General features: G+C 70.8%; 30 protein-coding genes. 11 read left to right on the forward strand and 19 right to left on the reverse strand.

The window, feature by feature from the left end:
• Positions 1–290: 290 nt before the first annotated feature.
• Positions 291–971: a hypothetical protein gene (locus BJ982_RS06430; protein WP_184877510.1), complete on the forward strand. Its 681-nt coding sequence runs from the start codon at positions 291–293 to the stop codon at positions 969–971.
• Between the two features lie 203 nt (positions 972–1,174).
• On the opposite strand, the gene BJ982_RS06435 is transcribed toward BJ982_RS06430, so the two are convergent.
• From BJ982_RS06435 to BJ982_RS06490, 12 genes are all read right to left on the reverse strand, one after another.
• Entirely contained in the window at positions 1,175–3,772 is a 2,598-nt protein-coding gene (locus tag BJ982_RS06435) for a DUF4118 domain-containing protein (protein ID WP_184877512.1), read from the reverse strand.
• Between the two features lie 53 nt (positions 3,773–3,825).
• Positions 3,826–4,704: a potassium-transporting ATPase subunit C gene (locus tag BJ982_RS06440; RefSeq protein ID WP_184877514.1), complete on the reverse strand. Its 879-nt coding sequence runs from the start codon at positions 4,702–4,704 to the stop codon at positions 3,826–3,828.
• Positions 4,704–6,851, reverse strand: a complete 2,148-nt coding sequence (gene kdpB / locus BJ982_RS06445) for a potassium-transporting ATPase subunit KdpB (RefSeq protein WP_184877516.1) — start codon at positions 6,849–6,851, stop codon at positions 4,704–4,706. Before kdpB ends, BJ982_RS06440 begins: the two co-directional genes overlap by 1 nt.
• On the reverse strand, positions 6,851–8,512 hold the full coding sequence (gene kdpA, locus BJ982_RS06450; RefSeq protein WP_184877517.1) for a potassium-transporting ATPase subunit KdpA: 1,662 nt from the start codon (positions 8,510–8,512) through the stop codon (positions 6,851–6,853). The genes kdpB and kdpA overlap by 1 nt, the downstream gene beginning before the upstream one ends.
• Positions 8,512–8,601 carry a K(+)-transporting ATPase subunit F gene (gene kdpF / locus BJ982_RS06455; protein ID WP_184877518.1) on the reverse strand — a complete coding sequence of 30 codons (90 nt, stop codon included), beginning with the start codon at positions 8,599–8,601 and terminating at the stop codon, positions 8,512–8,514. Before kdpF ends, kdpA begins: the two co-directional genes overlap by 1 nt.
• On the reverse strand, positions 8,598–8,726 hold the full coding sequence (locus tag BJ982_RS39030) for a hypothetical protein (RefSeq protein WP_260413732.1): 129 nt from the start codon (positions 8,724–8,726) through the stop codon (positions 8,598–8,600). The genes kdpF and BJ982_RS39030 overlap by 4 nt, the downstream gene beginning before the upstream one ends.
• Positions 8,727–8,871: 145 nt before the next feature.
• Positions 8,872–9,546, reverse strand: coding sequence for a DUF6766 family protein (locus BJ982_RS06465; protein ID WP_184877519.1), 675 nt, complete (start codon positions 9,544–9,546; stop codon positions 8,872–8,874).
• 174 nt (positions 9,547–9,720) lie between these two features.
• Positions 9,721–10,206, reverse strand: coding sequence for a hypothetical protein (locus BJ982_RS06470; protein WP_184877520.1), 486 nt, complete (start codon positions 10,204–10,206; stop codon positions 9,721–9,723).
• Positions 10,207–10,342: 136 nt separating this feature from the next.
• Positions 10,343–10,759, reverse strand: coding sequence for a CBS domain-containing protein (locus tag BJ982_RS06475; RefSeq protein WP_184877521.1), 417 nt, complete (start codon positions 10,757–10,759; stop codon positions 10,343–10,345).
• Between the two features lie 414 nt (positions 10,760–11,173).
• Positions 11,174–11,506 (reverse strand): DUF3140 domain-containing protein, encoded by a 333-nt coding sequence (locus tag BJ982_RS06480; protein WP_184877522.1) that lies wholly within the window; start codon positions 11,504–11,506, stop codon positions 11,174–11,176.
• Position 11,507: 1 nt separating this feature from the next.
• Positions 11,508–11,735, reverse strand: a complete 228-nt coding sequence (locus BJ982_RS06485) for a hypervirulence associated TUDOR domain-containing protein (RefSeq protein ID WP_184877523.1) — start codon at positions 11,733–11,735, stop codon at positions 11,508–11,510.
• A gap of 50 nt (positions 11,736–11,785) precedes the next feature.
• Positions 11,786–12,247, reverse strand: a complete 462-nt coding sequence (locus BJ982_RS06490; RefSeq protein ID WP_203959367.1) for a carboxymuconolactone decarboxylase family protein — start codon at positions 12,245–12,247, stop codon at positions 11,786–11,788.
• A 94-nt stretch (positions 12,248–12,341) separates the two neighbouring features.
• Here BJ982_RS06490 and sigJ point away from each other — a divergent pair, with 94 nt between their 5' ends.
• The 4 genes from sigJ (at position 12,342) to BJ982_RS06510 (ending at position 15,456) form a co-directional block, all read left to right on the forward strand.
• Positions 12,342–13,241, forward strand: a complete 900-nt coding sequence (gene sigJ, locus BJ982_RS06495) for an RNA polymerase sigma factor SigJ (RefSeq protein WP_184877524.1) — start codon at positions 12,342–12,344, stop codon at positions 13,239–13,241.
• Between the two features lie 164 nt (positions 13,242–13,405).
• The gene (locus tag BJ982_RS06500) at positions 13,406–13,852 is read left to right on the forward strand and encodes a BP74-related protein (protein ID WP_184877526.1); all 447 of its coding nucleotides are present in this window, start codon (positions 13,406–13,408) and stop codon (positions 13,850–13,852) included.
• A gap of 114 nt (positions 13,853–13,966) precedes the next feature.
• Positions 13,967–14,545: an RNA polymerase sigma factor gene (locus BJ982_RS06505; RefSeq protein WP_184877528.1), complete on the forward strand. Its 579-nt coding sequence runs from the start codon at positions 13,967–13,969 to the stop codon at positions 14,543–14,545.
• Positions 14,542–15,456: a hypothetical protein gene (locus BJ982_RS06510; RefSeq protein ID WP_184877530.1), complete on the forward strand. Its 915-nt coding sequence runs from the start codon at positions 14,542–14,544 to the stop codon at positions 15,454–15,456. Before BJ982_RS06505 ends, BJ982_RS06510 begins: the two co-directional genes overlap by 4 nt.
• A gap of 138 nt (positions 15,457–15,594) precedes the next feature.
• Here BJ982_RS06510 and BJ982_RS06515 read toward each other — a convergent pair whose 3' ends face one another.
• Positions 15,595–16,203: a class I SAM-dependent methyltransferase gene (locus tag BJ982_RS06515; RefSeq protein ID WP_307784655.1), complete on the reverse strand. Its 609-nt coding sequence runs from the start codon at positions 16,201–16,203 to the stop codon at positions 15,595–15,597.
• A 106-nt stretch (positions 16,204–16,309) separates the two neighbouring features.
• A complete protein-coding gene (locus BJ982_RS06520; RefSeq protein ID WP_239123454.1) occupies positions 16,310–17,629 on the reverse strand; it encodes an XRE family transcriptional regulator in 1,320 nt (439 codons plus the stop codon).
• Positions 17,630–17,911: 282 nt separating this feature from the next.
• On the opposite strand from BJ982_RS06520, the gene BJ982_RS06525 reads away from it, so the two are divergent.
• A complete protein-coding gene (locus BJ982_RS06525; RefSeq protein ID WP_184877534.1) occupies positions 17,912–18,157 on the forward strand; it encodes a hypothetical protein in 246 nt (81 codons plus the stop codon).
• Positions 18,139–18,609, forward strand: a complete 471-nt coding sequence (locus BJ982_RS06530; RefSeq protein ID WP_184877537.1) for a hypothetical protein — start codon at positions 18,139–18,141, stop codon at positions 18,607–18,609. The genes BJ982_RS06525 and BJ982_RS06530 overlap by 19 nt, the downstream gene beginning before the upstream one ends.
• Before the next feature lie 406 nt (positions 18,610–19,015).
• Here the strand turns inward: BJ982_RS06530 and BJ982_RS06535 are convergent, their stop codons facing one another.
• Positions 19,016–19,909 (reverse strand): maleylpyruvate isomerase N-terminal domain-containing protein, encoded by an 894-nt coding sequence (locus tag BJ982_RS06535; protein WP_239123455.1) that lies wholly within the window; start codon positions 19,907–19,909, stop codon positions 19,016–19,018.
• A gap of 69 nt (positions 19,910–19,978) precedes the next feature.
• Between BJ982_RS06535 and BJ982_RS39035 the strand changes: the two genes are divergently transcribed.
• Positions 19,979–20,401 carry a hypothetical protein gene (locus tag BJ982_RS39035; protein ID WP_239123456.1) on the forward strand — a complete coding sequence of 141 codons (423 nt, stop codon included), beginning with the start codon at positions 19,979–19,981 and terminating at the stop codon, positions 20,399–20,401.
• Positions 20,402–20,517: 116 nt separating this feature from the next.
• Positions 20,518–21,078 carry a hemerythrin domain-containing protein gene (locus tag BJ982_RS06545; RefSeq protein WP_203959368.1) on the forward strand — a complete coding sequence of 187 codons (561 nt, stop codon included), beginning with the start codon at positions 20,518–20,520 and terminating at the stop codon, positions 21,076–21,078.
• Between the two features lie 297 nt (positions 21,079–21,375).
• On the opposite strand, the gene BJ982_RS06550 is transcribed toward BJ982_RS06545, so the two are convergent.
• The 4 genes from BJ982_RS06550 to BJ982_RS06565 form a co-directional block, all read right to left on the reverse strand.
• Positions 21,376–21,888: a hypothetical protein gene (locus tag BJ982_RS06550; protein WP_184877539.1), complete on the reverse strand. Its 513-nt coding sequence runs from the start codon at positions 21,886–21,888 to the stop codon at positions 21,376–21,378.
• A 98-nt stretch (positions 21,889–21,986) separates the two neighbouring features.
• A complete protein-coding gene (locus tag BJ982_RS06555; RefSeq protein ID WP_184877540.1) occupies positions 21,987–23,075 on the reverse strand; it encodes a winged helix DNA-binding domain-containing protein in 1,089 nt (362 codons plus the stop codon).
• Positions 23,076–23,124: 49 nt separating this feature from the next.
• On the reverse strand, positions 23,125–23,499 hold the full coding sequence (locus BJ982_RS06560; RefSeq protein ID WP_184877541.1) for a hypothetical protein: 375 nt from the start codon (positions 23,497–23,499) through the stop codon (positions 23,125–23,127).
• Between the two features lie 105 nt (positions 23,500–23,604).
• Positions 23,605–23,772, reverse strand: coding sequence for a hypothetical protein (locus BJ982_RS06565; protein ID WP_184877542.1), 168 nt, complete (start codon positions 23,770–23,772; stop codon positions 23,605–23,607).
• Positions 23,773–23,797: 25 nt separating this feature from the next.
• Between BJ982_RS06565 and BJ982_RS06570 the strand changes: the two genes are divergently transcribed.
• Positions 23,798–24,319 carry a CGNR zinc finger domain-containing protein gene (locus tag BJ982_RS06570; RefSeq protein ID WP_184877543.1) on the forward strand — a complete coding sequence of 174 codons (522 nt, stop codon included), beginning with the start codon at positions 23,798–23,800 and terminating at the stop codon, positions 24,317–24,319.
• 36 nt (positions 24,320–24,355) lie between these two features.
• Positions 24,356–24,586 (forward strand): DUF2277 domain-containing protein, encoded by a 231-nt coding sequence (locus BJ982_RS06575; protein ID WP_184877544.1) that lies wholly within the window; start codon positions 24,356–24,358, stop codon positions 24,584–24,586.
• Positions 24,587–24,678: the final 92 nt, after the last annotated feature.

A 24,678-nucleotide genomic window follows, 5' to 3' on the forward strand; every position in this document is an offset into this window, starting at 1 on the left:
CAGCCGTACTGGTCCCCGAGCGGAGCGGGGACGGCGGCTCATCGAGGGGCGACGCGACGAGGCCCGCCGCGCCCCCCACAGGCACGCCCGCGAACGCCCCGCCGAAGCCGGACAAGAGGCTCACGCCGTCACGCGGACCCCACGAACACCCCGCGGCTTCCGGCCCGAACTTTCGCGGACGAAGAAACCGCCCCGAACTTTCGGGGCCGAAGAACTTTCGGGCCGGCCCGGCCGCCGGATCAGGCCCAGCGCGGGGCGAACCGGACACGGCATGGGTACGTTTCAGGGCCATGGGACATCGAGTGCTGGCCGTACTGCTCTTGGTGGCGGGGTTCGTCGTACTGGCCCCCGGCACCGCCTGCGCCTGCAGTTGCAGCGACCTGAAGCCCGCCGACCAGATGCGGCTCTCCGCCGCCGTCTTCACCGGGACCGTCGTGGCCGCACGGCAGGTCGAGGGCGACCCGGCGGGCCCGACGCCGCCGATCGTCTACACGTTCCGCCCCGACCAGGTCTACAAGGGGGAGCCGGTCACCGAGGTGCGGGTCGCGTCCAACGCCGAGAGCCCCGCGTGCGGCTACCGGTTCTCCACCGGGGGCCGGTACCTCGTCTTCGCCTCCGCGGAGAAGACGGGCATGCTGCAGCCCGACCCCGGCGTGCCCCTGCACACCGGGCTGTGCATGGGCAACCGCCAGGTCGCCCTCGGGACCGGCCCGGTGCGCGCCGGGGATCCCGTCCTGAACGGCGACCCGATCAGTGCCGAACTGGTCGACGCCCTCGGCGCCCCGAAGCCGCCCTCCGCCGCCCCCTCGGCGCCGGCCACCGCCCCGCCGACCGCCGCGCCCGCGTCGCCCGCCGCCTCCACCGGCGGGAGCGCACCCACCTGGATCATCGTCGCCGGGGCCGTCGCGGGCGCCGCCGTGGTCGTCGCGGCCTGGCGCCTGCCGGCCCGCCGCAGGGTGCGGCGCGACTGACCCCGGAGACACGAACGCCTGCCCCCGCGCGCGAGGGCAGGCGTTTCGCGTGCGCGTCAGCGACGCTTGGTCTTGCCCCGGGAGGACGACTCCCGAAAGCCGGAGACGAGACCAAAGGTGATCAGCGCGACGACGGCGAGCGCCAGGGCGACGAGAATGGTCTTGATCATTATCAGGCTCCGCGATTCAGTGACATAGAGTATTCACAGGTGACTATTCGCATTGTCTCCCGCCGTGTCACCGATAAACGCGCCTTCCTCCAGCGGTGTCACCGCCCGCCGTGCGATCGGCAGGCCGATCACCATCGTGAGCCCGCCGCCGGGCGTCTCCTCGGGCACGAGCGTGCCGCCCATCGCCTCGGCCAGTCCCCGGGACAGGGCGAGGCCGAGCCCCACGCCCGTGTGGTTGTCGCGGTCCCCCATGCGCTGGAAGGGCATGAAGACCCGGTCATGGTCCTCGGGGGGAATCCCCGGGCCCCGGTCGATGACCCGGATCTCCACCTGGCCGCCGTGCGCGCTCGCGGTGACGAGCACCCTGGCGTCCGGGGGGCTGTAGCGGACGGCGTTGCCCATGACGTTGACCAGGATCCGCTCCAGCAGCGCCGGGTCGGCGTCCACCTCGGGCAGGCCGGCCGGGATGTCCCGCTCCACGCGGTCCCTGACCGGGCCGAGGTCGTCGATCGCCAGCGGCACGATCTCGGACATCGCGGTCGGCTCCGAACTGAGCCCCAGCACGCCCGCCTGCAGACGGCTCATGTCCAGCAGGTTGGCCACCAGCCGGTCCAGCTTGGCGAGCGACTCGTCCGCCGTGGCGAGCAGCTCGCCCCGGTCCTCCTCGCTCCAGGTCACCTCCGTGCTGCGCAGGCTCTCGACCGCCGCCTTGGCCGAGGCCAGCGGCGTGCGCAGATCGTGACTGACGGCGGCGAGCAGGGCCGTGCGCATCTTGTCCGCCTCTGCCAGCGGCCTGGCCTGCTCGGCCGCCTCGCGCAGCCGCTCCTGGCGCAGCGCGATGGCCGCCTCGGCGGCGAACGCCTCCAGGACCCTGCGGTCGGAGGCGTCCAGCAGCCGTCCGTTCACCGCGAGCACCAGGTCCTCGTCGATGGTCACGTCGGTGTCGGCCACGGAGGGGGCCGTGCAGGGGGCGGCGCCGGCGATGGCGACGACGCGCCACGCCTCCGGCTCGGAGTAGTCGTCCGGGCTGGGGTCGCCCACCCGCTCCAGCAGCGTCACCGACGACAGGCCGAAGGTCTCGCGCAGCCGGGCGAGCAGGGACGGCAGCGCCGCCTCACCGCGCAGCACGTGCCCGGCCAGGGTGGACAGCACCTCGGCGTCCGCGCTCGCCCGCGCCGACTCCCGGGTGCGCCGCGCCGCCAGGTCCACGACGGCGCTGACCATCACCGCCACGAGGATGTACACGCCGAGCGCGAGCAGGTTCTCCGGCTGGGAGATCGTGAACTGGTTCACCGGCGGGGTGAAGAAGTAGTTGAGCAGCAGGAACCCGGCCACGGCCGCGGTCACCGCGGGCCACATGCCGCCCACCAGGGCGACGCAGACGACCGTGAACAGGAACAGCAGGATCTCGCTCGGCAGCGCCAGCTCACCGCGGAACGGCAGCAGCGCGCCGGTGAGCAGGGGCGGGATCAGCACGGCCATGGCCCAGCCGATGATCCTGCGGGTGCCGGTCAGCGCGGCCCTGCGCATCGGGCGCCGTCCCTTGCTGACCTCCGGGTGGGTGACCATGTGGACGTCGATGGCCCCGGACAGGACGGTGGTCGTGGCGCCGACCCCGCGCGCGAACAGCGAGGCGATCCGCCCCCGGCGTGAGGCGCCGAGCACGAGCTGTGTGGCGTTGACACCGCGCGCGAAGTCCACCAGGGCGTGCGGGATGTCGTCCCCGATGACCTGGTGGTAGGTGCCGCCGAGGCTCTCCACGAGCGTGCGCTGCCGCAGCAGGTTCGCCGGGTCGGCGCCGTTCAGCCCGTCGGAGCGGGTGACGTGGACGGCCAGCAGGTCGGCGCCCTTGCTCCTGGCCGCGATCCTCGCCGCGCGGCGGATCAGCGTGTCGCCCTCGGGCCCGCCGGTCACCGCGACGACGACGCGCTCGCGGGCCTCCCAGGTGCCCGAGATGCCGTGGGCGGCGCGGTAGCTGTCGAGCTGCTCGTCGACCTTTCCCGCCACCCACAGCAGCGCCAGCTCGCGCAGCGCCGTCAGGTTGCCGACCCGGAAGTAGTTCGACAGCGCGGCGTCGATCTTCTCCGGGGGGTAGATGTTGCCGTGGGCCATGCGGCGGCGCAGCGCCTCGGGGGCCATGTCCACGATCTCCACCTGGTCCGCCCTTCGCACGACCTCGTCGGGCACGGTCTCGCGCTGCGGCACCCCGGTGATCTGCCGGACGACGTCGTTCAGCGACTCCAGGTGCTGGATGTTGACGGTGGAGACCACGTCGATCCCGGCGTCGAGGATCTCCTCGACGTCCTGCCAGCGCTTGGCGTTGCGCGAGCCCGGCACGTTGGTGTGCGCCAGCTCGTCGATCAGCGCCAGCTTCGGAGCCCGGGCGATCACCGCGTCGGTGTCGAGCTCGGTGAAGCTCGCCCCCCGGTAGACGACGGTCCTGCGGGGGACGGTCTCCAGTCCTTCAAGGAGATCGGCGGTGCGGCGGCGGCCGTGGGTCTCGGCGAACCCGACGACGACGTCGGTTCCCCGCTCGCGGCGGCGGTGGCCTTCGCCCAGCATGGCGAAGGTCTTGCCGACGCCGGGCGCCGCGCCGAGATAGATCCGCAACCGGCCGCGGACCGGGTTCATCGACCCATCCCTTCCTATCTTTATGCGCCTGTATCTGGTTTACCCCCTGCGGCTCACCCCTTCGCCCGGTCGAGGGCCAGGTTGAGCCCGAGGACGTTCACCGCGGGCTCGCCCATGAAGCCGAGCGCGCGGCCCGTGGTGTTCTCCCGAATCAGCGCCCGCACCGCCTCCGGCGTCATGCCGCGCTCCCGCGCGACCCTCGGCGCCTGGAGGTCGGCGTAGGCCACCGAGATGTGCGGGTCCAGACCGGACCCGCTCGCGGTGACCGCGTCCGGGGGCACCACCGCCCTCGCCGTGCCCCGGACCGCGACCGTGCGCCCGGCGGCGTAATCTTCGCCGGGCCTGCCGCACTCCACCTTCACACCCCGGTACTCGGCGACGAAGGGGACGGCGGGGCACGCCTGGTTGACGCTGACCGCGCGGGCGGGCGTCCCGACGGCCGGGAACACCTTCAGCACCGCGCCCACCCCGTCGGGCGTGCAGTACGGCCGGGCGCCGCTGACGCCCTCCAGCTCGCCGACCGCCTTGCTGCGGGCGCACACCTGGGTGAGCAGGCTCTGCTTGCCCGTGTCGGGATTCCCCTCGGCGTCCTTGGCCCCGGGCACCGGCAGGGTGTCCACGATGTTCTCGGGCCCGAGGTTGCTCGCGGCGCTGGAGGTCGGGTCGTAGCCGGCGCCGGCCGCCGAAGGACGGCTCTGGAAGTACTTCTTGACGGGGTTGCCGTCCGCGTCGGTGAAGTACTGCCCGATGACGCCGCTGCCGACGTCCTTGCCGTCCTTCTGGACCATAGAGCCGTTGGCGTTGCCGTTGAACAGCGCCTGGGCCACGCCGGTGACGACCAGCGGGTAGATCGCGCCGGTGACCAGGGTGAGGGCGAGCAGGACGCGCAGCGCGGCGAGGTGCTGACGGATCCAGCTTGGCAGACGTTCCATTACGACATCCCCGGAAGGAGGTGGACGAACAGGTCGATGACCTTGATCCCGATGAACGGGACGACGATGCCGCCGAGGCCGTACAGATAGATGTTGCGGCTGAGCAGCTTGGCGGCCGTGGACGGCCGGTACCGTACGCCGCGCAGCGCCAGCGGGATCAGCGCGACGATGACGACGGCGTTGAAGACGACCGCGGAGAGGATCGCCGACTGCGGACTGGCCAGGCGCATGACGTTGAGCGCGTCCAGGCCCGGGTAGACCGCGGCGAACATCGCCGGGATGATCGCGAAGTACTTGGCGATGTCGTTGGCGATCGAGAACGTGGTCAGCGCGCCGCGGGTGATCAGGAGCTGCTTGCCGATCTCCACGATCTCGATGAGCTTGGTCGGGTTGGAGTCCAGGTCCACCATGTTCCCGGCCTCCTTGGCGGCCGAGGTGCCCGTGTTCATGGCCACGCCGACGTCCGCCTGCGCGAGCGCGGGGGCGTCGTTGGTGCCGTCGCCGGTCATCGCGACCAGCCGTCCGCCCTCCTGCTCCCGCCGGATCAGCGCCAGCTTGTCCTCGGGCGTGGCCTCGGCGAGGAAGTCGTCCACGCCGGCCTCCTCGGCGATGGCGCGGGCGGTCAGCGGGTTGTCCCCGGTGATCATCACGGTGCGGATGCCCATGCGGCGCATCTCGTCGAACCGCTCGCGCATGCCCTGTTTGACGACGTCCTTGAGGTGGATGACGCCGAGCACGCGCGCCTTGCCGCCCACGACCTCGCCGACGACCAGCGGGGTGCCGCCGGAGGCCGAGATGCCGTCCACCAGGTGGCCGACCTCGTCGGTGGGGTGGCCCCCGTTGTCGCGCACCCACTTCATGACCGCCGTGGCCGCGCCCTTGCGCACCTGGCGGCCGTCCACGTCGACGCCGGACATGCGGGTCTGGGCGGTGAAGGGGATCCATGCCGCGTGGGCCAGCTCGCCGGGCTCGCGCTCCCGCAGGCCGTACGCCTGCTTGGCGAAGACCACGATCGAACGGCCCTCGGGGGTCTCGTCGGCGAGGCTGGCGAGCTGGGCGGCGGCGGCGAGGTCCGCGGCCGAGACGCCCGGGGCGGGCGCGAAGTCCGACGCCTGCCGGTTGCCGAGCGTGATCGTGCCGGTCTTGTCCAGCAGCAGGGTGCTCACGTCGCCCGCGGCCTCGACCGCGCGCCCGCTCATCGCGAGCACGTTGCGCTGCACCAGCCGGTCCATGCCGGCGATGCCGATCGCCGACAGCAGCGCGCCGATCGTCGTCGGGATCAGGCACACCAGCAGCGAGACCAGCACGATGCCCGTGACGCCGTCGCCGGTCAGCGCGAGGGAGTCGGGAATGCCGGGGTTCTCCGCCTTGGAGTAGATGGCCAACGGCTGCATGGTGGCGGTGGCGACCAGGAAGATGATCGTCAGCGCGGCCAGCAGGATGTTGAGCGCGATCTCGTTGGGGGTCTTCTGCCGGTTCGCGCCCTCGACCAGGGCGATCATGCGGTCGATGAAGCTCTCGCCGGGCTTCTGCGTGATCTGGACGACGATGCGGTCCGACAGCACCTTCGTGCCGCCGGTGACGGCCGAGCGGTCGCCGCCGGACTCGCGGATCACCGGCGCGGACTCGCCCGTGATGGCCGACTCGTCCACGCTGGCGATGCCCTCGACGACGTCGCCGTCCCCGGGGATGACCTGCCCGGCCTCGACGACCACGTGGTCGCCCTGCCGCAGTTCGGCGGCGCCCACGCTCTCCTCGGCCGGGGCGGTCTGGCCGGGGCTCCAGCCGGCGAGCCTGCGCGCCATCGTGTCGCGCTTGGCGGCGCGCAGCGTGGCGGCCTGCGCCTTGCCACGGCCCTCGGCCACGGCCTCGGCGAGGTTGGCGAAGACGACGGTGAGCCACAGCCAGACGACGATCGCCCAGGCGAAGACGGACGGATGGGTGATCGCGAGCACGGTGGTGAAGACCGCGCCGATCTCGACGATGAACATGACCGGGTTGCGCCACAGCGTGGCCGGGTTGAGCTTGCGCAGCGCGTCCGGCAGCGAGGTGACGAGTTGCTTGGGGTCGAGCAGCCCGCCGCCCACCTTGGCGTTCTTGGCGGGCACGGGAGGACGGCCCGGCGCCTGGACCACAGGGGTTGCCATTACTTGATTCCTTCTGCGAGCGGCCCGAGCGCCAGGGCGGGGAGGAAGGTCAGCGCGACGAGGATGACCGTCACGCCGACGACCATCCCGACGAACTGCGGGCGGTGCGTGGGCAGCGTGCCCACCGACACCGGCGCCGGGGCCTGCCTGGCCAGCGAGCCGGCCAGGGCCAGCACGAAGATGATCGGCAGGAAGCGGCCGAACGCCATGCACAGGCCGAGCGCGACGTCGTACCACGGCGTGTTCACGGTGAGGCCGCCGAAGGCCGAGCCGTTGTTGTTGGAGGCGCTGGTGAAGGCGTAGAGCACCTCCGACAGGCCGTGCGGGCCGCCGTTGAGCATGCTCGCGCGCCGCTCGGGCGAGCCCATCGCCAGGGCCGTGCCGATGAGCACGAGCACCGGCGTGGTGAGGAAGTACAGCGAGGCCAGCTTGATCTCGCGCGCGCCGATCTTCTTGCCGATGTACTCGGGCGTGCGGCCGACCATGAGTCCCGCCACGAAGACGGTGATCACCGCGAGCATCAGCATGCCGTACAGCCCGGCTCCGACGCCGCCGGGCGCGACCTCGCCCAGCATCATGTTGACCATCGTCATCATGCCGCCGAGCGCGGTATAGGAATCGTGGAAGGAGTTCACCGCGCCGGTCGAGGTCAGCGTCGTCGCGGCGCCGAAGGTGGCCGAGTTCGGGACGCCGAACCTGATCTCCTTGCCTTCCAGGGCGGCGCCCACCGCCTGCGGGACGGTCCCGTTGTGGGCGATCTCCAGGCCGGTCAGCAGCGCGACGCTGGCGCAGGCGAGCACGCCCATGACGGCGACGATCGCGTAGCCCTGCCGCTTGTCGCCGACCATCCGGCCGAACGTGCGGGGCAGCGCGAACGGCAGCACGAGGATCGCGAAGATCTCGATCCAGTTCGTCCAGGCGGTGGCGTTCTCGAAGGGGTGGGCGGAGTTGGCGTTGTAGAAGCCGCCGCCGTTGTTGCCCAGCTCCTTGATGATCTCCTGGCTCGCCACCGGGCCGCCGGTGAGCGTCTGCTTCGCCCCGGTCAGGGTGGTGACGGCGTGCGGCTCGGCGAAGTTCTGGATCACGCCGCCGATCACCAGCGCGACCGCGCCGATGAACGCGATCGGCAGGAGGACGCGGAGCGTGCCGCGGGTCAGGTCCACCCAGAAGTTGCCGAGGTTCTCGGTCCGCCGGCGCGCGAACCCGCGCACGAGCGCGATCGCGACGGACATGCCGACCGCGGCGGACACGAAGTTCTGCACGGCGAGGCCGGCCATCTGCACCAGGTGGCCCAACGTGGACTCACCCGAGTACGCCTGCCAGTTGGTGTTGGTGACGAAGCTGACCGCCGTGTTCCAGGCGACGTGGTCGGTCACCGGCGGGAAGCCCAGGCTCAGGAAGAGCTTGTCCTGAAGGCGCTGGAAGCCGTACAGGAACAGGATGGACACGGCAGAGAACGCGAGCACCGAGCGGGCGTACACGCTCCACCGCTGCTCGGCGTCGGGCTGGACCCCGACGAAGCGGTAGATCAGGCGCTCCACCGCGAGGTGCCGCGTCCCGCTGTAGACGCGGTACATGTAGTCGCCGAGTGGCCGGTGCGTCAGGGCCAGGGCGACGATCAGGGATCCGATGAAGAGGATCCCTGCGGTCGTCGACGACATCAGAAGCGCTCCGGGAACAGCAGGGCCGCGACCATGAAGATCACGAGGGCGATGGTGACCACCAGCCCGGCGGCGTTGACAGCGCTCACAGGCGCTCCACCGCCTTGACGACGAGCCCGAGGATCACGAAGATCGCGATCGTCAGGGCGACGAAGATGACGTCGGCCATCCCCTTACTCCTCAAATCCGGACGAACATGCTCCGGCACGTCCATGACGGACGGCCTCAAAGCAAGCAAATCGCTGGATTTCGGAGGTTCTACAAGTCTTGACGGCCTCTCTACGCCGCCCACCGCATTCTTGATGCCATCTTTACGGCCGGCGTGGCGGCGGGCCCGCGCCAGGCGCGGCCGGCGAAGGTCAGCCCTCCTCGCCGGTCTCCTGGTGCGGGGCCCCGACCGGCTTCGACTCCGGCGACCCGCGCTGCCGCAGGTAGACCGACAGCACCACCATCGACAGCACGGCGAGGAACTCCGACTGCCAGTTCTGCAGCGTGCGGTTCCAGAAGTCCGGCGAGCCCAGGTAGCCGAGCGCCGACACCGGGTCCTGGAGCCGGGCGAGCCGCTCGGCGTTGTGGCTCGCGGTCCCCGCCACCCACTGCGCCAGCCACGACATCACGAAGACGGTGCCCATGACCACGCCCAGCGACCTGCCGTACAGCCACGGCCGCAGGCCGGTCCCCTTGGCCCAGGACGGGGCCCGCTCCGGCGCGTACCGCCCCACCTGCTGCTCGGCGTCGCTTCCCGTGCCCTCCTCGCCGATCTTCTTGGACTCCGGCGACCCGCGCTGCACCAGCCAGACCGTCACCAGGATGAACAGAAGGAACTGCAGGTACTCCGACTGCCAGTTCTCGGCCACGTCCACGGCGAAGTCCGACGAGGTCACGTAGGACGCCCACGAGATCGGCGCGCCGCCGTCCGCCACCTGCTGCTGGTTGTACGCCGCGTTCCCGGCCAGCGACTGCCCCGCCAGCGCCACCACGAAGATCACCAGAAAGAACAGACTGAGCGCGTTGTCCCGGACGAACCGCCGCATCACCCCTCCTCCCTCCGGCCGCACCGACCGTCACCCGCTGCCCGCCGCCCCGTGGCACCGGCCGTCCTCATCCGCCCTCGTCCGTCCTCATCTGCGCAGCAGCCCGATGACCAGGAAATACGCGAGCCCGACGACGATGATCGCGACCGTGAGGGTGAAGACCGTCCGCATCGCTCAGCCCTCCACCTTGCACAGGTACGGCTTCTCTCCCTGCGGCGTGCACCCGGCCGCCCGCACGAGCCATCCCTGGGAGAACCGGTGCAGGAAGAGCGTGTCCCCCGCCACCCGCACCTGCGCTTCGCGCCCCCACACCTGCGCCGCTCCCCGCACCCCCGCCGACGGCCCGTCCTCTCCGTTGGGCTCCGCGCCTCCCCCCGACGAGCCCACCTTTGTACTCCCCCCGGACGAGCCCGCCTTCCCCTCCGGCAGATCGACCTTGAGGATGGCCTCGGCGCAGCCGGTCTCCTCGTCGAAGGCGACCGCCTCCGCGGTGTCCGGCGCGAGAAGCGCGCACGCGGCCTCCCCCTGCCCGCCCCGCACCGCCGCGACGAACCGATCGGCCGCCGACACCACCCCCGCCTCCTGCCCCGAAGCGCACCCGGCCAAGGCGGCGACCATCCCCGCACCGACCACCGCCGCCACCAGTACCGCTCTTCGCATAGGCCCCGCTACCCCTGCGTTTCGCCTTGTCACATCGCTTCCTCGACGAGGCGGGAGGGGCGCGGACGGCGCGGGCACGCGGAATCCCCGGGCGGACGGGGCCGCGCCGGGGACCTGCGTGGATGCTCGCGGACGGTCAGTCGGTGGTGATGGCGTCGACGAGGTCGCCGACGGGGGCGTCCGGGAGGGAGCGGGCGACGTCGGCGAGGGCGACGATGCCCACCAGCGAGTGGCCGTCGATGACGGGGAGTCGGCGGACCTTGTGGTGCGCCATGGTCTTGAGCACTTCCTTGGCGTCGTCGTCGGCGCCGATGGTGACGGCCTCGGCCTGCGCCAGCGAGCCCGCCAGGCAGGACTTGGGATCCTTGCCCTTGGCCAGCACCTTGACCACGATGTCGCGGTCGGTGAGCATGCCCTTCAGCCTGTTGTCGGTTCCGCAGATCGGCAGCGAGCCGACGTCGAGCCGCGCCATCTTCTCCGCGGCGTCGAAGACGGTCTCGTCGGCCTCCACGCACTCGACGTTCGGCATCATGATCTCTCGTGCGGTCGGCATACGCGCTCCTTTCTCTGGATCGGCCGGGGACTCTTTACGGCTGCCCCTACTCCGGGGCCTGAAACGGCATCTCCACGTCCCGCCGGAAGCCCGTCCGATCGTCCAGCCTTGGCAAACGGCTCTACCCCTGGTAGACGGCCGGTATGGCGACGACCCCCGAGTGCAGATATGCCAGCAAGCCGAAATAGTAATTACGGACATACAGAAAAGGCGTTCCGATGGCCGACGCACCGATCTCCTCCGCCTCCTATGACCGCGTCGCCGTGATCACCGGCGCCGACTCGGGCATAGGCAGGGCTACGGCCGTGAAGCTCGCCGAGCACGGGCCGACCGGCCATCACACCATGCGGCCCGCTCGCCACGCCGGTTCCCCGACGCGGCCCGCTTGCCATGCCGGTCACGCCATGCGGCCGGTCACTTCAGCGGGTCGTGGCCCCAGTTCATCAGGGAGTACCGCCACGGCGTGTCCCGGACGTCCCCCTTGGGCCGCTGGGCCACGTGCCGGTGGACGTAGCCGGTGACCTTTCTCATGTGGGCGTAGTCGTCGTCGGTCAGCTCTCCTCTCTTCTTGCGGAGGATGTCGACGATGTGCCGCCCGGAGGCGTGCCCCGTGGACTCGCCCCCGCCCGGCTTGTCCCCCACGGCGCCGGACTCCGAGGTGCCGAGCCACCGCTCCAGCTCCGCGGCGGTCATGTTGACGGCCTCGCCGAACTCGTCCGCGACGCGCCGCCGCTCGTCCCCGGCCATCTCAGCGCCTCTTCCGCAGCGCCGAGGGCTTGTGGACGGCGCTCCGTCCGCTCTTGTCGCTCTTGACGAGGTACTGCGGGTCGTCCGGCGAGGCGTCCACCACCCGGCCGGCCCGCTCGGTCCTCTCGGTGATCTTCTGCTCGACCGTTCCCGTCGCGGTGCCGCCGTGGCTCTTCCACGTGACCTTGTCGCCGACGGAGATATCATCATCTTTGTCGCTTTTGCCCATACGGTCGGTGTGCCCGCCCACCGGACCGGGCACTCCGCCCTTCCGAGCCGTCAGGCCCAGGTCACGCCGGCCGGCTGCTTGGTGGTGGCGTTGAGCCGGTTGAAGAGGTTCGTCAAGGCGATCATGAGGAGGAGGGCCGAGAGCCGCCGCTCGTCGTAATGGCCGACGGCGGCCTCCCAGACGTCCTCGGGCACCGCGTCCCCCGACCGGTCGGCGATCCGGGTGGCGTGCTCGGCCAGCGCCAGCGCCGCCCGCTCGGCGTCGTCGAAGAACGGCGCCTCCCGCCACGCCGCCAGCGCGTGCAGCCGCTCGTCGGTCTCCCCCGCCTTCCTGGCGCTGTCCACCCCTCCGTACAGACACGCGCCGCACCCGTTGATCTGGCTCACCCGCAGATGGACCAGCTCCAGCGTCCGCTGCGGCACCCCGCCCCGCCCTATGGCCTTGAACAGGGCCTGGATACCCTGCATGGCGTCGGGCAGGACCATCACCGGGTTGTTCATCCGTGCGTCCACGATCTTCTCCTTCTCATTCGCCGGCGGTGCTCGTCACATCGGCCGGTCGTCGTCCGTCATCGCACTGACGGACGGCACCGGAGGGATGTGACAGATGACCGGGAACGAATTCCTGGCGGAGCGCTTCGAGGAGCGCCGGCCCCAGTTGCGCGCGGTGGCCTACCGCATGCTCGGCTCGCTCAGCGAGGCCGACGACGCCGTCCAGGAGGCGTGGCTCCGGCTCAGCCGGTCCGACTCCGCCGCGATCGAGAACCTCGGCGGCTGGCTGACCACGGTGGTGGGGCGGGTGTGCCTGGACATGCTGCGGTCCAGGACCGCCCGGCGCGAGGAGCCGCTTGAGGAGCCCGGCGGACAGGTCCGCATCCCCGACCCGATCATCAGCGGGCCCGGCGGCCCCGACCCCGAGCAGCAGGCACTGCTCGCGGACTCGGTCGGCCTGGCCCTGCTGGTGGTCCTGGAGACGCTGGGACCGGCCGAGCGGCTGGCCTTCGTCCTGCACGACCTGTTCGCGGTGCCGTTCGACGACATCGCCCCCGTCATCGGGCGCACCCCGGCCGCGGCCCGGCAGCTCGCCAGCCGCGCCCGGCGCCGCGTCCAGGCGACGGCCCCCACCCCCGGTGCCGACCCGGCCCGCCACCGTCGGATCGTGGACGCCTTCCTCGCCGCCGCGCGCGACGGCGACCTCGACGCGCTGGTGGCCGTGCTGGACCCGGACGTCGTGGTGCGTTCGGACGGCGGCGCGCTGCGCCCGAGCGCCGTCCACCGGGGCGCGACCAACGTCGCCTCCCAGGCGATCACCTTCGCCCGCTTCGCCCGGGCGTCGGCGTCCCGGCCCGTCCTCGTCAACGGCACCCCGGGCGTCATGGCGGAGGCGGACGGCCGGATCTTCGCGATCCTGTCCTTCACGATCGCGCACGGCAAGATCACCGCCCTGGACATCCTCACCGACCCGGAGCGGCTCGCCCGCATCGACCCCGCCGTCCTGGACGGCTGACGTCCCCGCAGATCAGGACGGCCGGACGGCGGTAGCGCCCCGGCCGTCTTTGTCCATGCTTTGTTTGTCCGGCGCCTTCCCCCCGATGCCGAACAACCTCCACGGCTATACATGACGGCGAGCGGGCGGCCTCGTGGGGCGCCCCGACAAGGAACGGAGGCACCATGCCACGCGTCTTCTCCAAGATCGGCATCTCCGCCGCCGCGGCGATCCTCGGCGTCCTCGCGGCGACGTCACCGGCCGCGGCGACCGGCCGCGCCGCGACGGACCCCGCCTACTTCGCCTTCACCGACGCGTCCGACCAGTACTTCGTCCTCAAGCTCACCGACCCGGCGAAGATCCAGCACGCGAGGGACCTGATCAACGGCGTGACCACGGACCAGCCGCACGTCATCGGCACCATCGTCCCCTCCCAGGCCTCGTACAACCAGGGCTGGAGCTACCACTACGACCCCGCGACGATCGACTTCTTCGACGCCGCCACCGAGGTCTGCGACGCCTCCATCGACTACGTCGAGGAACACCTGGACGAGGCCGGCGGCGCCTTCCTCCCGAACTACACCTGGTGCCCGTGGAGCTCACACCTCGTAGAGGAAGTCTCCACCGCCTGACCCGAGGCCGCCACGCCCATCCCGTCACCACTACGCATTGAACCCGAAGCATTACAAATAGTTTCTTTCGGGCTATGTGCGACACAGCTGGGCGGGAACTCGACATGAAGGGGCATGAGTATCCACGACACAGGCCCGCCGGATCGGGAGCGACGGTTCGCTGATCTCTTCACGGCGACCTATCCGGCGGTTCTGCGTTTCGCCGAGCGTCGAGTCCATCCGAGCCACGCCGAGGACATCGCGGCCGAAGTGTTCGTCGTGGCCTGGCGCCGTCTCGAAGACGTCCCGGCCCAGGCGGACGACGCACGAGCCTGGCTGTTCGGCATCGCCCGGATGACCCTGATGGCCAGCGTCCGAGGTGAGCGGAGACGACAGGCGCTGGCCGTGCGCGTCTCCGAGAACCCGGCGGCGCACGCCCACGCCGGAGAGCTCGACCCCGATCTGGTCGCCCGGCGCGTCGATCTGGTCCGGGCGTGGTCCCGGCTGTCCGCGGTACATCAGGAGGCGCTGGCCCTGGCCGTGTGGGACGGGCTGGACGCACCCCGGGCGGCCCAGGTTCTGGGCATCTCCCCGGTCGCCTACCGCCTGCGCCTGAGCCGTGCCCGCAAGGCCCTGCGCGCCCACACCAAGGCCTTGCCCCAGACCCCCGCCAGCCGGCCGGTCGCCGCCACGCCCCGAGGGAGTTCGACATGAACGACACCAAGAGCACGCTCAGCGACCGCCGGCTCGACCGGATGCTCGCCGGCCTCGACGCGGCCGTGACGAGCCCCGACCTCGTCACCGGCTCTGACGCGAAGGCGCGGGCCGTGCTGCGCCGGGTGCTCTCCGGGGCCGAGGACCGGACGTCCGTCCCGGGGCTGACGCCCTCGCGGCCCCGACGGCGGGTGAGGGTGGCACGACGGGCAGCCGCCTTCGGCGCCGTCGCGGCCACCGTCACCGTCGGTTTCGTCGCCGGCCCGTCCTTGTTCCGCGGCGGTCAGGCGTTGGCCTGGTCGGCGACACCACACGCCCTGTCCACGGGCGCGGCACGCCAGGCCGAGTCGGCGTGCCTCAAGGCGGTCCTCGACGACCCCGCGCCCGTCGAGGGCGCGGACCGGTCGAGGATGCGTCCGGTGATCACCGAGGCGCGCGGTTCCCTGGTCATGGTCTATCTGACCGATCGCGCGGCGAGCCCGAGCGAGTCGACGTGTTACGTGCGCGACGGGTCGGTCGTGGCCATGGGCGGCAGCCTCGCGACTCCGCAGTCACCCCCGGCGCCGGCCGTGGGGCCGAAGTCGGTGCTCGTCAACCTCGGAGGGGTGATGAGCACGTCCTCGGGCAGCATCCGAGGCGTCACCGGACGCGTCGGCGCCGATGTCGTCGGGGTCGTCTTCGACACCGTGGCCAAGGGGCCGGTGACCGCGACCGTCCGCGAGGGACACGTCGCCGTATGGTGGCCCGACGCCCCGACGACCGAACAACAGGAGAACGCGGCGACCGCACCGGAGATCCGCGGCGCCACCCTGACGCTGCGCGACGGTTCGACCCGCCAGGTCGGCGTCGAGGACCTCAGCGACCGCACGACTCGGGAGCCGACTCGGCCCGCCTCGGGCGGATCCGAGTGACCGCGAGCGTCGACCGCCGCCGACACCGCGGATCAACGGGTCGGACGAGCCGGTGAGGCGGGCCTTCTCTCCGGGGTGACCATGCCGCGGGTTCAGGGGGTCACGTGGGCGCTCCCTGAACCCGCGGCGCGCCGTCCGTCATCCGCTGGAGGCAGCGGGCTTGGCCGCCAGCAGGTACGCCTGCTGGAACCGCTCGTTCGCGGCGGGTTCCCGGACAAGGTTCGCGTTCATCGCGAAACCGGCCTGCCGCAGTAGCTCGGCCAGGTGATCGGGCGACCAGCGATAGGCGAGCGACACCTTGTGGTCGAACGGCTCAACGTCGAACCCCGACCGGTCCTCGGCGAAGAAGCCGAGCAGCAGGTGGCCGCCCGGCGCCAGCACTCGACGGAACTCGGCCAGGAACGCCGGGACATGCTCGGGCGGCGTATGGATGAGCGAGTAATAGGCGACGACACCCCCGAGGCTGCCGTCCGGAACGTCCAGCGCGTCCATCGACCCGACCTCGAACCGCAGCTCGGGGTACGTCCGGCGCGCGATCTCGATCATCGCCGGCGACAGGTCGACCCCGAACGCGTCCACCCCCAGCGAGGCCAGATACGCCGTCATGCGCCCCGGCCCGCACCCGAGATCGCCGACCGCCCCCTGCCCCGCGTCCCGCACCAACTCGGCGAACACCCCGAACATCGCCCGGTCGAACGGCATGGCATCGACCAACGTCCGCACATGATCGGCGTAGACCTCGGCCATCGCGTCATAGTCCGCCCGGACATCCCGCAAAAACCCTGGTTCCTCCAAAGACGCTCCACTCATGACCAAGCACCATACCCACCCCCACCGACACTCCCGCCCGACCTCAGGCGACCAGCAGGGCGCGGAGTGTTCGGGCGGCGGGGAGGGTTCGAGCCTTTTCGGGGAGTGCGGTGAGGATTTCGCCGGTCATGTGCCGTCGTGACGCGCTGGCCGGCCGTACGCCAAGCACGTTGACGGCCTGTTGGAGGCCTTCCCCCACGTCACGGCGCCCCACGAGGTCCAGTGCCCGGAGCATTTCCATCTCCGCGGCGTGTTCCGGGCTCACACCATCACTGGCCTTGTCGATCGCCGAACTCGCTCGGCTGTCGCCGAGAAGGACGTAGACATACGACTGGGCCCAGGAGAGATAGCGCGCAGCACCGGTCTGATCCGCCGCCCCCTCCAGCGCGTCGAGCGCGGTGTACGCCTCACGCGCAGCCGACTCACCCCGCCGAGCCGCCAGGGACGCGCGCACGCCGTACGCCTGCACGAGTCCTCTGGACGGCCGCGCGCCGGCGATGCCGATCGCCTCGTCGGCCAACGTCAGGGCGACCGTGTCGGGCCTGCTCGACCACCGGGCCATGCTGGCCTCCTTCGAGCGCACCCATACCGCCAGGTCACGGTCACCGGACGCGTCGGCCGCACGCCGGGCAGTCCCCCAGGTGACGCGCGCGGCCCGCTGGTCCCCGATGTCGTCGAGCTGGGAGGCCAGCATCCACCCGAACTCCGCGCCCACCCGCGCCAGCCCGGCCTGCGCCAACGGCGGATTTCCCCGGTTCAGCAGATTTCCTACGGCGATCAGTTCGGCCGTCAGATCCGGAATCAGCGAACCAACGGGCCGGACCTTCAGCAACTCACCGTATTCCTGGACGGTGGACTCCCAGCCATCCACGTCGACGCGCTCCCCGAGAGCGCGTTCCACCCCGCCCAGAACCGTTTCCAACGCCCCCGCCGGAATCACCGTCCCGGCGCTCACCGCAGCGAGAAGCCGAACCGCCGCCCTACGTTCCATATCCATCGCGTCCATGAAAATAGGGGAAGCCGCACCCAGCGTACGCGCCGTTTCACACAAGAGATGAGTCTCGGCCAGGGGATAGACGAGTTCACCCGACCGCGTATCCGCCGATCGCGTCTTCTCCCTGAACAGCTCCGCCTCTGAGAGTTCAAAGCTTCGCGCGTACAGCTGGGGATACGGGGCGCGCGGTCGGTGCTTCCCGGCCTCCCAAGAACGGACCATACGGACGAGAGACTCTCGGGTCGGCAGATGCGCCCGTGTACGTTCGTCGGCGGCCTCGGTCAGCTGACGGGCCATCGCCTTCAGGGACCAACCGCGCGATTCACGCTCTTCACGGAGCCGGATGGACCAGGCGGGGAGATCGCTCATGCGCGCCCTCCGAACAGACGCAGGGATATCCGTCGCACCCAAAGTTATCCTCTGTCGCGGCACGGTCACGCAGCGTTCTGATGAATCCGTCTCACCGACACGGCCTACCGGCGCGACGGACGACCGGACGTGGCCCTCGATGTCATCCGAGGTGCGAACCATGCCTGAAAGCACTACGCACAGTGATCACACCCCGACCCGTTCCGCCGTCCACGGCGCTTGCCTTCGCCGGGGGGCGGCATGAGCCGGGGCCAGGGCCGACACCGCATCGGCGCTCCCGTCATGGAAGCGAAGCCGCGGCGCTGGGACCCGGCCGAACGCGCGGCCGCCGCTCAACTCGACCAACTGGAGCCCGGGTGGTTCGTCACCTACGGGGTGGGAAGCCGCAGGTTCGTGGCGATCGCCGCCTGGCGGGTCCCCTCCCCGTTGCGGATCGAGACCGCGTCCATCAAGGAACTGCGGGAACTCATGCGCGAGGCGGAGTCGGAGGCGGCCCGCCCAGGAGAGCTGTGGACACGGGTGGCATGACCGTCCACGGCCGACACACCCCCGAGCCCATCCCGTCCGCCGGGAACGACCCCGAACCCCCCACCGACCCGTACGGTCTGAGTCCGCGCGCGACCATCTCGATCGGCGGCTACTTCCCCCCGACCACCGGCCTGCGCGTGCCGGAGGAGCAGAGCACAATGACGGTTCTGAAGGCCAGTGACGGCACCGCAGGACACGGCCCTCATGTCCCCGAACCCCAGCCGGACTGCCAACAGGTCGTCTGGCTGCCGGTGACCCAAGTGGACCCACGCCGGCGCGTCCTGCGCTGGACCTGCCAGTGCAAGCCGGTGGTGTACTACCTGATCGCCTCCGGTGGCCGCGGCTACATCGAACGCACCGGCCAAGGCCGGACAACGGTCGAGACCTCCCGGATGCGGTACACACAGACCGGCGACCTATGGGAACTGATCCTGCTGGGGCGTGCCCATTGATGGCCACCTATAAGGCGTCTTCAACGCGATCTGAGACGTACCGCCGGAACATACATGTGAGGACGCGTACCCCGTTTCCGTACATGCTTTCCAGCATGCGATCCAAGCGCCAGCCCTCCTGCTCGATGCGATTGATCGCCTCGGTAGCTCCCCATGAGGTGTGAACCTGCCTGTACTTCTTAGGGACTTCCTCTGGGATGTAGGCGACATAGACCTGGTAACCGCGCTCAATGGCAGTACGCGCATCCTGCGAGAGCTGCTCTTGGAACTCACCATCCCCATCCCCACCCAAGCGCCCCATACCAGCTCACCTTCGCGTGTATGCCTGCAGAAGCACACGATCAAACGATGATGGTCCGCGCATGGTTCCGCGTGAGGCCATCGCGAGGTCCGTTACGGGGTCGGGTCAGGCGTCTATGGGGGTTTCGGCGTGGTGGTGGCGGGGGCGGCGGTTGGTGGGGAGGCGGACTTCTTTCAGGAAGGGGGGGAGGAGCCAGGGGCGGCGGCCCCAGGCGGCCAGGTTGCCGGTGAGGACGGCGCGGGTGCGGCTGATGCGGCCGAAGAGCATCAGGTTCAGGGCCGGGGGGTTGAAGGCGACGTGGGCGTCGACGCGGGGGCCGGGGGGCTCGACGGAGACGCGGCCGTCGTGGAGGACCAGGCTCGCGGGCGCGGTGTGGCGGGAGTGGAAGCGGACGGCGATGCGGCCGGCGCGGCGGGACTGGGAGGTGTCCATGAGCCGCCCGTAGTCCTCGCGGATCATGCCGATGAGGAACAGGTCGAAGAACAGGGCGGCCTCGCGCGGGGGGATGGTCCACGGGGCCCGCAGGCGGTGGGCGATGTCCCAGCCGTGGATGTGCAGCTCGTTGACGAGGTGGGCGAGGACGCCGGCGAGGGGGACGCGGGCCTCGCCGAGCCACGGGATGAACGACGACGGGTCCAGGTGCTCGGTGACGCGCAGGATCTCGTCGATGTGGTCGCGCAGGCAGCGGGCCAGCTCGTACGGGTCGCGCTCGGGGTAGGACCGCAGGGCCAGGTCGTTGACGTCGGCGACGGTGTCGATGTTGGTCTGTGCGATGGGCCCCGCCAGCTCGGGCATGGGGTGCGGGGCGTTGTCGTCGCGCACGATCGCCGTGTAGAGCAGCGCGATGGCGGCGACGTGGGCGCCGGTCTCGGCGACGGTCCAGTCGCGGGTCGCCATGGCCTGCGGCGGGACGGACGTGAGGAGGTGGGCGAACCGGTCACCCGCACGCCTCAGCGCGGTGCGGGCGGTCTTCCACTGGAAATCGTTCACGGTGGACACGGCCTGGCCCCCTCCTCGTCGAAGTCACGATCACCGTAACAGCGGGCTGACCTGGGCGGTTCTTCTCACGTGCGCTTCACGGCCGAGGGCGGCGGGGGCGGACGTACGCTGATCGGCACGGGCGGGCGGGACGAGGTCTCTGACAATCCCCTTAACTACTGCCTCTTTACCCTCTCTTATCGCCAGATGTCCGTGTTCCGGGGTCTTACGGGGAAAGCTTCAATTGCCCGGCACTACCGCCGGGTCGGCGGCACCACTGGGGGATCCATGGTAGTGAACGCGGACTTGGCCAAGGTTCTCGACAAGGAGTTCGAGGACAAAAGCCTTCCTGAGCTCATCAAGGCGCCCGTTTCGGCCCTGGCCGGAGTGAGCGAAGGCGACGCCAAGCTTCTCAAGGAAGCCTTCAAAATCACCACGGTCGGAGACCTCGGGCGTAACAAATACTTTCGCACCGCCGTGGCGCTCACCGAGCTCGCGGACAGCACCAAGTAGGGCCCAACGATCGTGCCGGATATCGGCCGGCGGCCACGGAGGGCGGCTGCCGGCCGTTCCATGACCAACGAAAGCGGGGGGACCTGATGTCGGAAGGCAGGACTGTTCCTGAGCTGATGGACGAGAACGACGTGGTCGCGCTCCTCGTCCACCAACACCAGATGATCAAGGATTTGTTCGGCGAGGTGGAGCGGGCCACCGGCGGGGCGAGGGCCGAGGCGTTCGAACGCCTGGTACGGCTGCTCTCGGTGCACGAGACCGCCGAGGAGGAGGTCGTCCACCCGTACGCCAGACGCGCGCTCGCCGACGGGGACGCCATCGTCGAGGCGCGGCTGCGGGAGGAGAACGAGGCCAAGCGGCTTCTCGCGCTCATGGAGCAGCGGGGCACGGACGATCCGCAGTTCGGCTCGCGCCTGCAGGAGCTGCGCGCCGGCGTCATCGCGCACGCCGAGGCCGAGGAGCGGGACGAGTTCCCGCAGCTCGTCAGGGAGACCAGCGAGAACGAGCGCCGTGCGCTCGCGCTCGGGGTCAAGGCGGCCGAGTCGCTCGCCCCGACGCACCCGCATCCGGGGGTCGAGTCGGCGACGAAGAACGTCGTGTTCGGTACGCCGACCGCGATCTTCGACCGCGCCCGGGACGTCATCCGCAGGATGACGCGGAAAGGGGGCACCCGCTGACGGGTTCGTGCGCGGCCCTTCCGAGGTCGCGCACGAATTCCCCGAGACCGGATTTCACGGCACGCCTTCCTATCGCCGGGACGGCACATGGCTTTCTCGCCGGAACGTCGGCCGGGAACGGAATCGGCCCGCGTACCGAGACGGTTTCCCCCATGGCGGCAAGGAATCGGGGCCACGCTTTTCCACGCCTCGGTTCTCATGACTTCACGAGTCATTCACCTTCTATCAATCTATCGTTCATCTAAGGAACGTCACAGAAAGTGATACCGGCGATACGGTAAGCGATGAACGATGACCTCACCGGCACGTCCGGCGGCGCCGCGTCCCGCGCGTGCCGGTGGGGGCCGTCATGTGGAACCCGTACGCGGTCACCAGCCCGTACGCGAGGTGGGGGACCAGGTCGGACAGCCACCCCACGGCGCCCCACGTGCGGGGGTCGGTGAGGCCCAGAGCGATCATGGGCGTGTTGGCGACGGCCGTGACGGCCAGGCCGAGGCCCACGCCGGCGGCCGGTTCCGGGACGTCCCGCACACCGGTGCGCAGCAGCCCGTACGCCACGCCGAGCCCGACCCCCGTCAGGATGCCCAGCAGCGCGCCGGCGGCCTCCTCGCGATTGGGGGCCCGCTCCTCGTCCCCGAAGCCGATCCCGGCCTTCCCGGCGAGCTCCTCCGCGGTCCGCGCGGGCAGGCCGCTAGGCGATCGGCCGCGCACCACCTGGTCCAGGTAGGTCACGACGTAGAGGGCGGTCGTGCCCGCGGCGCCGGCCAGGGCGCCGGCGGCCAGGTTCCGGCAGACGGTCGAACCCTCCATGAGCGCCCCTTCCCGTCGCGGCGGCGCCACGCGCCCGCTCGTTGACTGCCTACCCGGCGGCGTACCCGGCGGCGACGGCGTTCACGGCAAACGGCACGTCAAGGCCTGCCGGGGGAGAAGCGAACGTCCTGGCCGCTCTTGCCCGGGGCGGCGAAGGCGAGGAGGTTCATGCCCTCCTCGGCCAGAGCGTCGCGCGTCATGGGGCCGAGCGCGGTGAACGGCGTGATCTCCAGGGTCGCCGCGTCGCCGCGTTCGACGATCTTCCAGGTGCCGGCGACGAACCCGTCCACGAGGATCGTCGCGCGGATGATGCCGTTGACGGTGAAGACGGCCTTGCGGTGCTCCTCGGTGATGACGCGCGCGCGGTCGGCGTGGGAGAGCAGGAGGTTGTCGAACTCGCCGACGAACCGCACCGGCGTCTCCGTGTCGGGGTCGGGCAGCGGGCCGTCCGGCACGTCGAACAGCTCGACGCCCGCCTCGTCCCGGTGGACGCGCAGGCCGGGCAGCCCGCGGACGACCTCGCGCAGCCCGGTGAGCCCGGACCACGCCTGCATGTCCTTGATCGAGGCGGGGCCGAAGGCGGCGAGGTAGCGCAGGACCATGGTCTCGATCGCCGAGCCGTCGCCGAGGGGCCGTTCCAGCCAGTACTCGGCGGTGGTGTGGCGCGCCCGCGAGACGGCGCCCCAGATGCCGCGGGGCGGCACCTGCACGAGCGCCAGCTTGGCGCGGACCAGCTTGGACAACGCCTCGCCGTCCCCCCACCGCTCCCCGAGGTGTCCGGCGAGCTCCTCGAAGGTGAGCGGGCGGTCCTCGACCAGTTTGCGGCCGAGCGCGACCACCTCCTCCTGGTCGGCGCCGGCGAGGCGTGCGCCGTGGCTCGACCGGGCCCAGCGGTCGAGGACCGGCTGGACGACCGGCCGCAGCTCCAGGCAGTCGCGCGCGCTGACGAGGTGGATGGTGCCGCGCATCAGCGCCACCCGGACCACCGCCCTGTCGTTCAGGAGCCGGGCGAGGTCGTCCTTCTCGAAGTCCCGGAGGCGGGTCCAGAGATTCACGTACGGCGAGGTCGGTGCCTGGGACTGCATCCCGACCAGGTGTTCGATGGCCTCCAGCGCCGTCTTGCCGTGCCGGCGGAGCAGCAGTTGACGTTCCAGCAGTGCGCGGTTGAGCGCGCGGCGGGTCAGCATAAGCAAATTATGGAGAATGTACGGGTCTGCACCGCTCTGCGACCGTGCGCTACAGCGCCTCGGCCGCCTTCCCGACGCCCTTCAGCGCGCGGAAGAGGTTCTGCTCGGCGAGGAAGTGCCCGACGGCGATGATCAGCGCCAGCGGCCAGTCGATGAGGTTGAAGGCCACGAGGACGCCGAGCGCCGCGTAGTAGGTGAGCCTGTCCGGCGGAGGGATGCCGATCGTCCCGATGAACGGCAGCCTCAGCTCGTACACGCACCCTCCCGGAAGGCGGTGGCCGAGGCGGTGGACGATGCCCGCGAAGACGGAATGGGTGCCCGACGGCCGGGCCGCGTGGGACGGGCCGGCGCCCGACGGCCGGGACGGGCGGGACGGAGCGGTGCCCGTCGGCCGGGACGGGGCGGCGATCGTCTGTGGCGCCATGGCGGGCCTCCAGGAGTCGGGACGGTTAGGGCATCCCCGCCGAGAATCGTCCGGTAACCGCCTTTGACTGGGAGTTTGTCCACCTCCCAGGGAACGAACGGCGGCTCACCGCCCCGGCGGGGTGGAGGCGGGGCGCGCCAGCACGGTGGCGCCGCCCGCCGGCCCGGTGAGGACCCGCCAGACCCCGCAGTGGCACGACTGGTAGCGCACCAGACCCTCGCTGGTGAAGTGATGTGATCGCGTCCGCCAGGTGTGGCCGTCATGGTCGGTCATATTTCGAGTGTGCTGTAATGGCATTGTGCATCTCAACCCTTACGGGGAAGATCCGGTCCAGCTCATGACCGACCTCGCCAACACCCCTCCCAGCTCGCTCGACGACCTGGTGGACCGCTGCCGCGCCGCGGGACTGCGGCTGGACGGGCCGTCCCCCCGCCCGGAGGATCTGGCGACGGCGCGCGCGCTCATCGGCGAGTGGTGCGCCGTGGTCGACGCCGAGGACGACGGCGAGCGCGCGGCCCTGCTGAACAAGCTGCTGGCGTCGGCCGCCGCGCATCCGCGCCTGAGCGACCACGCGGGCACGGGCTGGCACCTGCACTACCGCGACGAGGCGCTGCCGCTCGGCGAGGTACTGCGGGCGCTGGTCGCGGTGGGCACGGCGCTCCACCTCACCGGACGGGGTATGTCGCGGCTCGGCCGCTGCGCCGCCGAGGAGTGCTCCCAGGTGTACGCGGACGTGTCGCGCGGCGGGCGGCAGCGCTACTGCTCCCCCCGCTGCGCCAACCGCGACGCCGTGCGCCGGCATCGCGCCCGGCGCCCATGAGCGCTTCCGCGCCCGTCATGACGTACGGTCCATGGCATGTGCCGGAGTATCAAGACCTTGCGCGAGCCCTACACCAGCGACGTCACCGACGAGGACGTGCGGGCCGCGGCGCTGCAGTACGTCCGCAAGATCTCGGGGTTCCGCGCCCCCTCGGCCCGCAACGCGGAGGCGTTCGACCAGGCCGTGGCGGCGATCACGGCGGCGACCCGCACCCTGTTGGACGACCTGGAGTTGAGGCGCACGGGACGGGACACGGCGGCTTCCTGAACCACCGCCCATAAGTCACACTTGATCCGCACATTTCGGCCTATCAAGTTATAGCGGGGCTTTAGCCGGCGGCCGTGGCGCGGAAACCACAA

It is taken from the genome of Sphaerisporangium siamense, assembly GCF_014205275.1.
GTDB classification, from domain to species: Bacteria; Actinomycetota; Actinomycetes; order Streptosporangiales; family Streptosporangiaceae; genus Sphaerisporangium; species Sphaerisporangium siamense.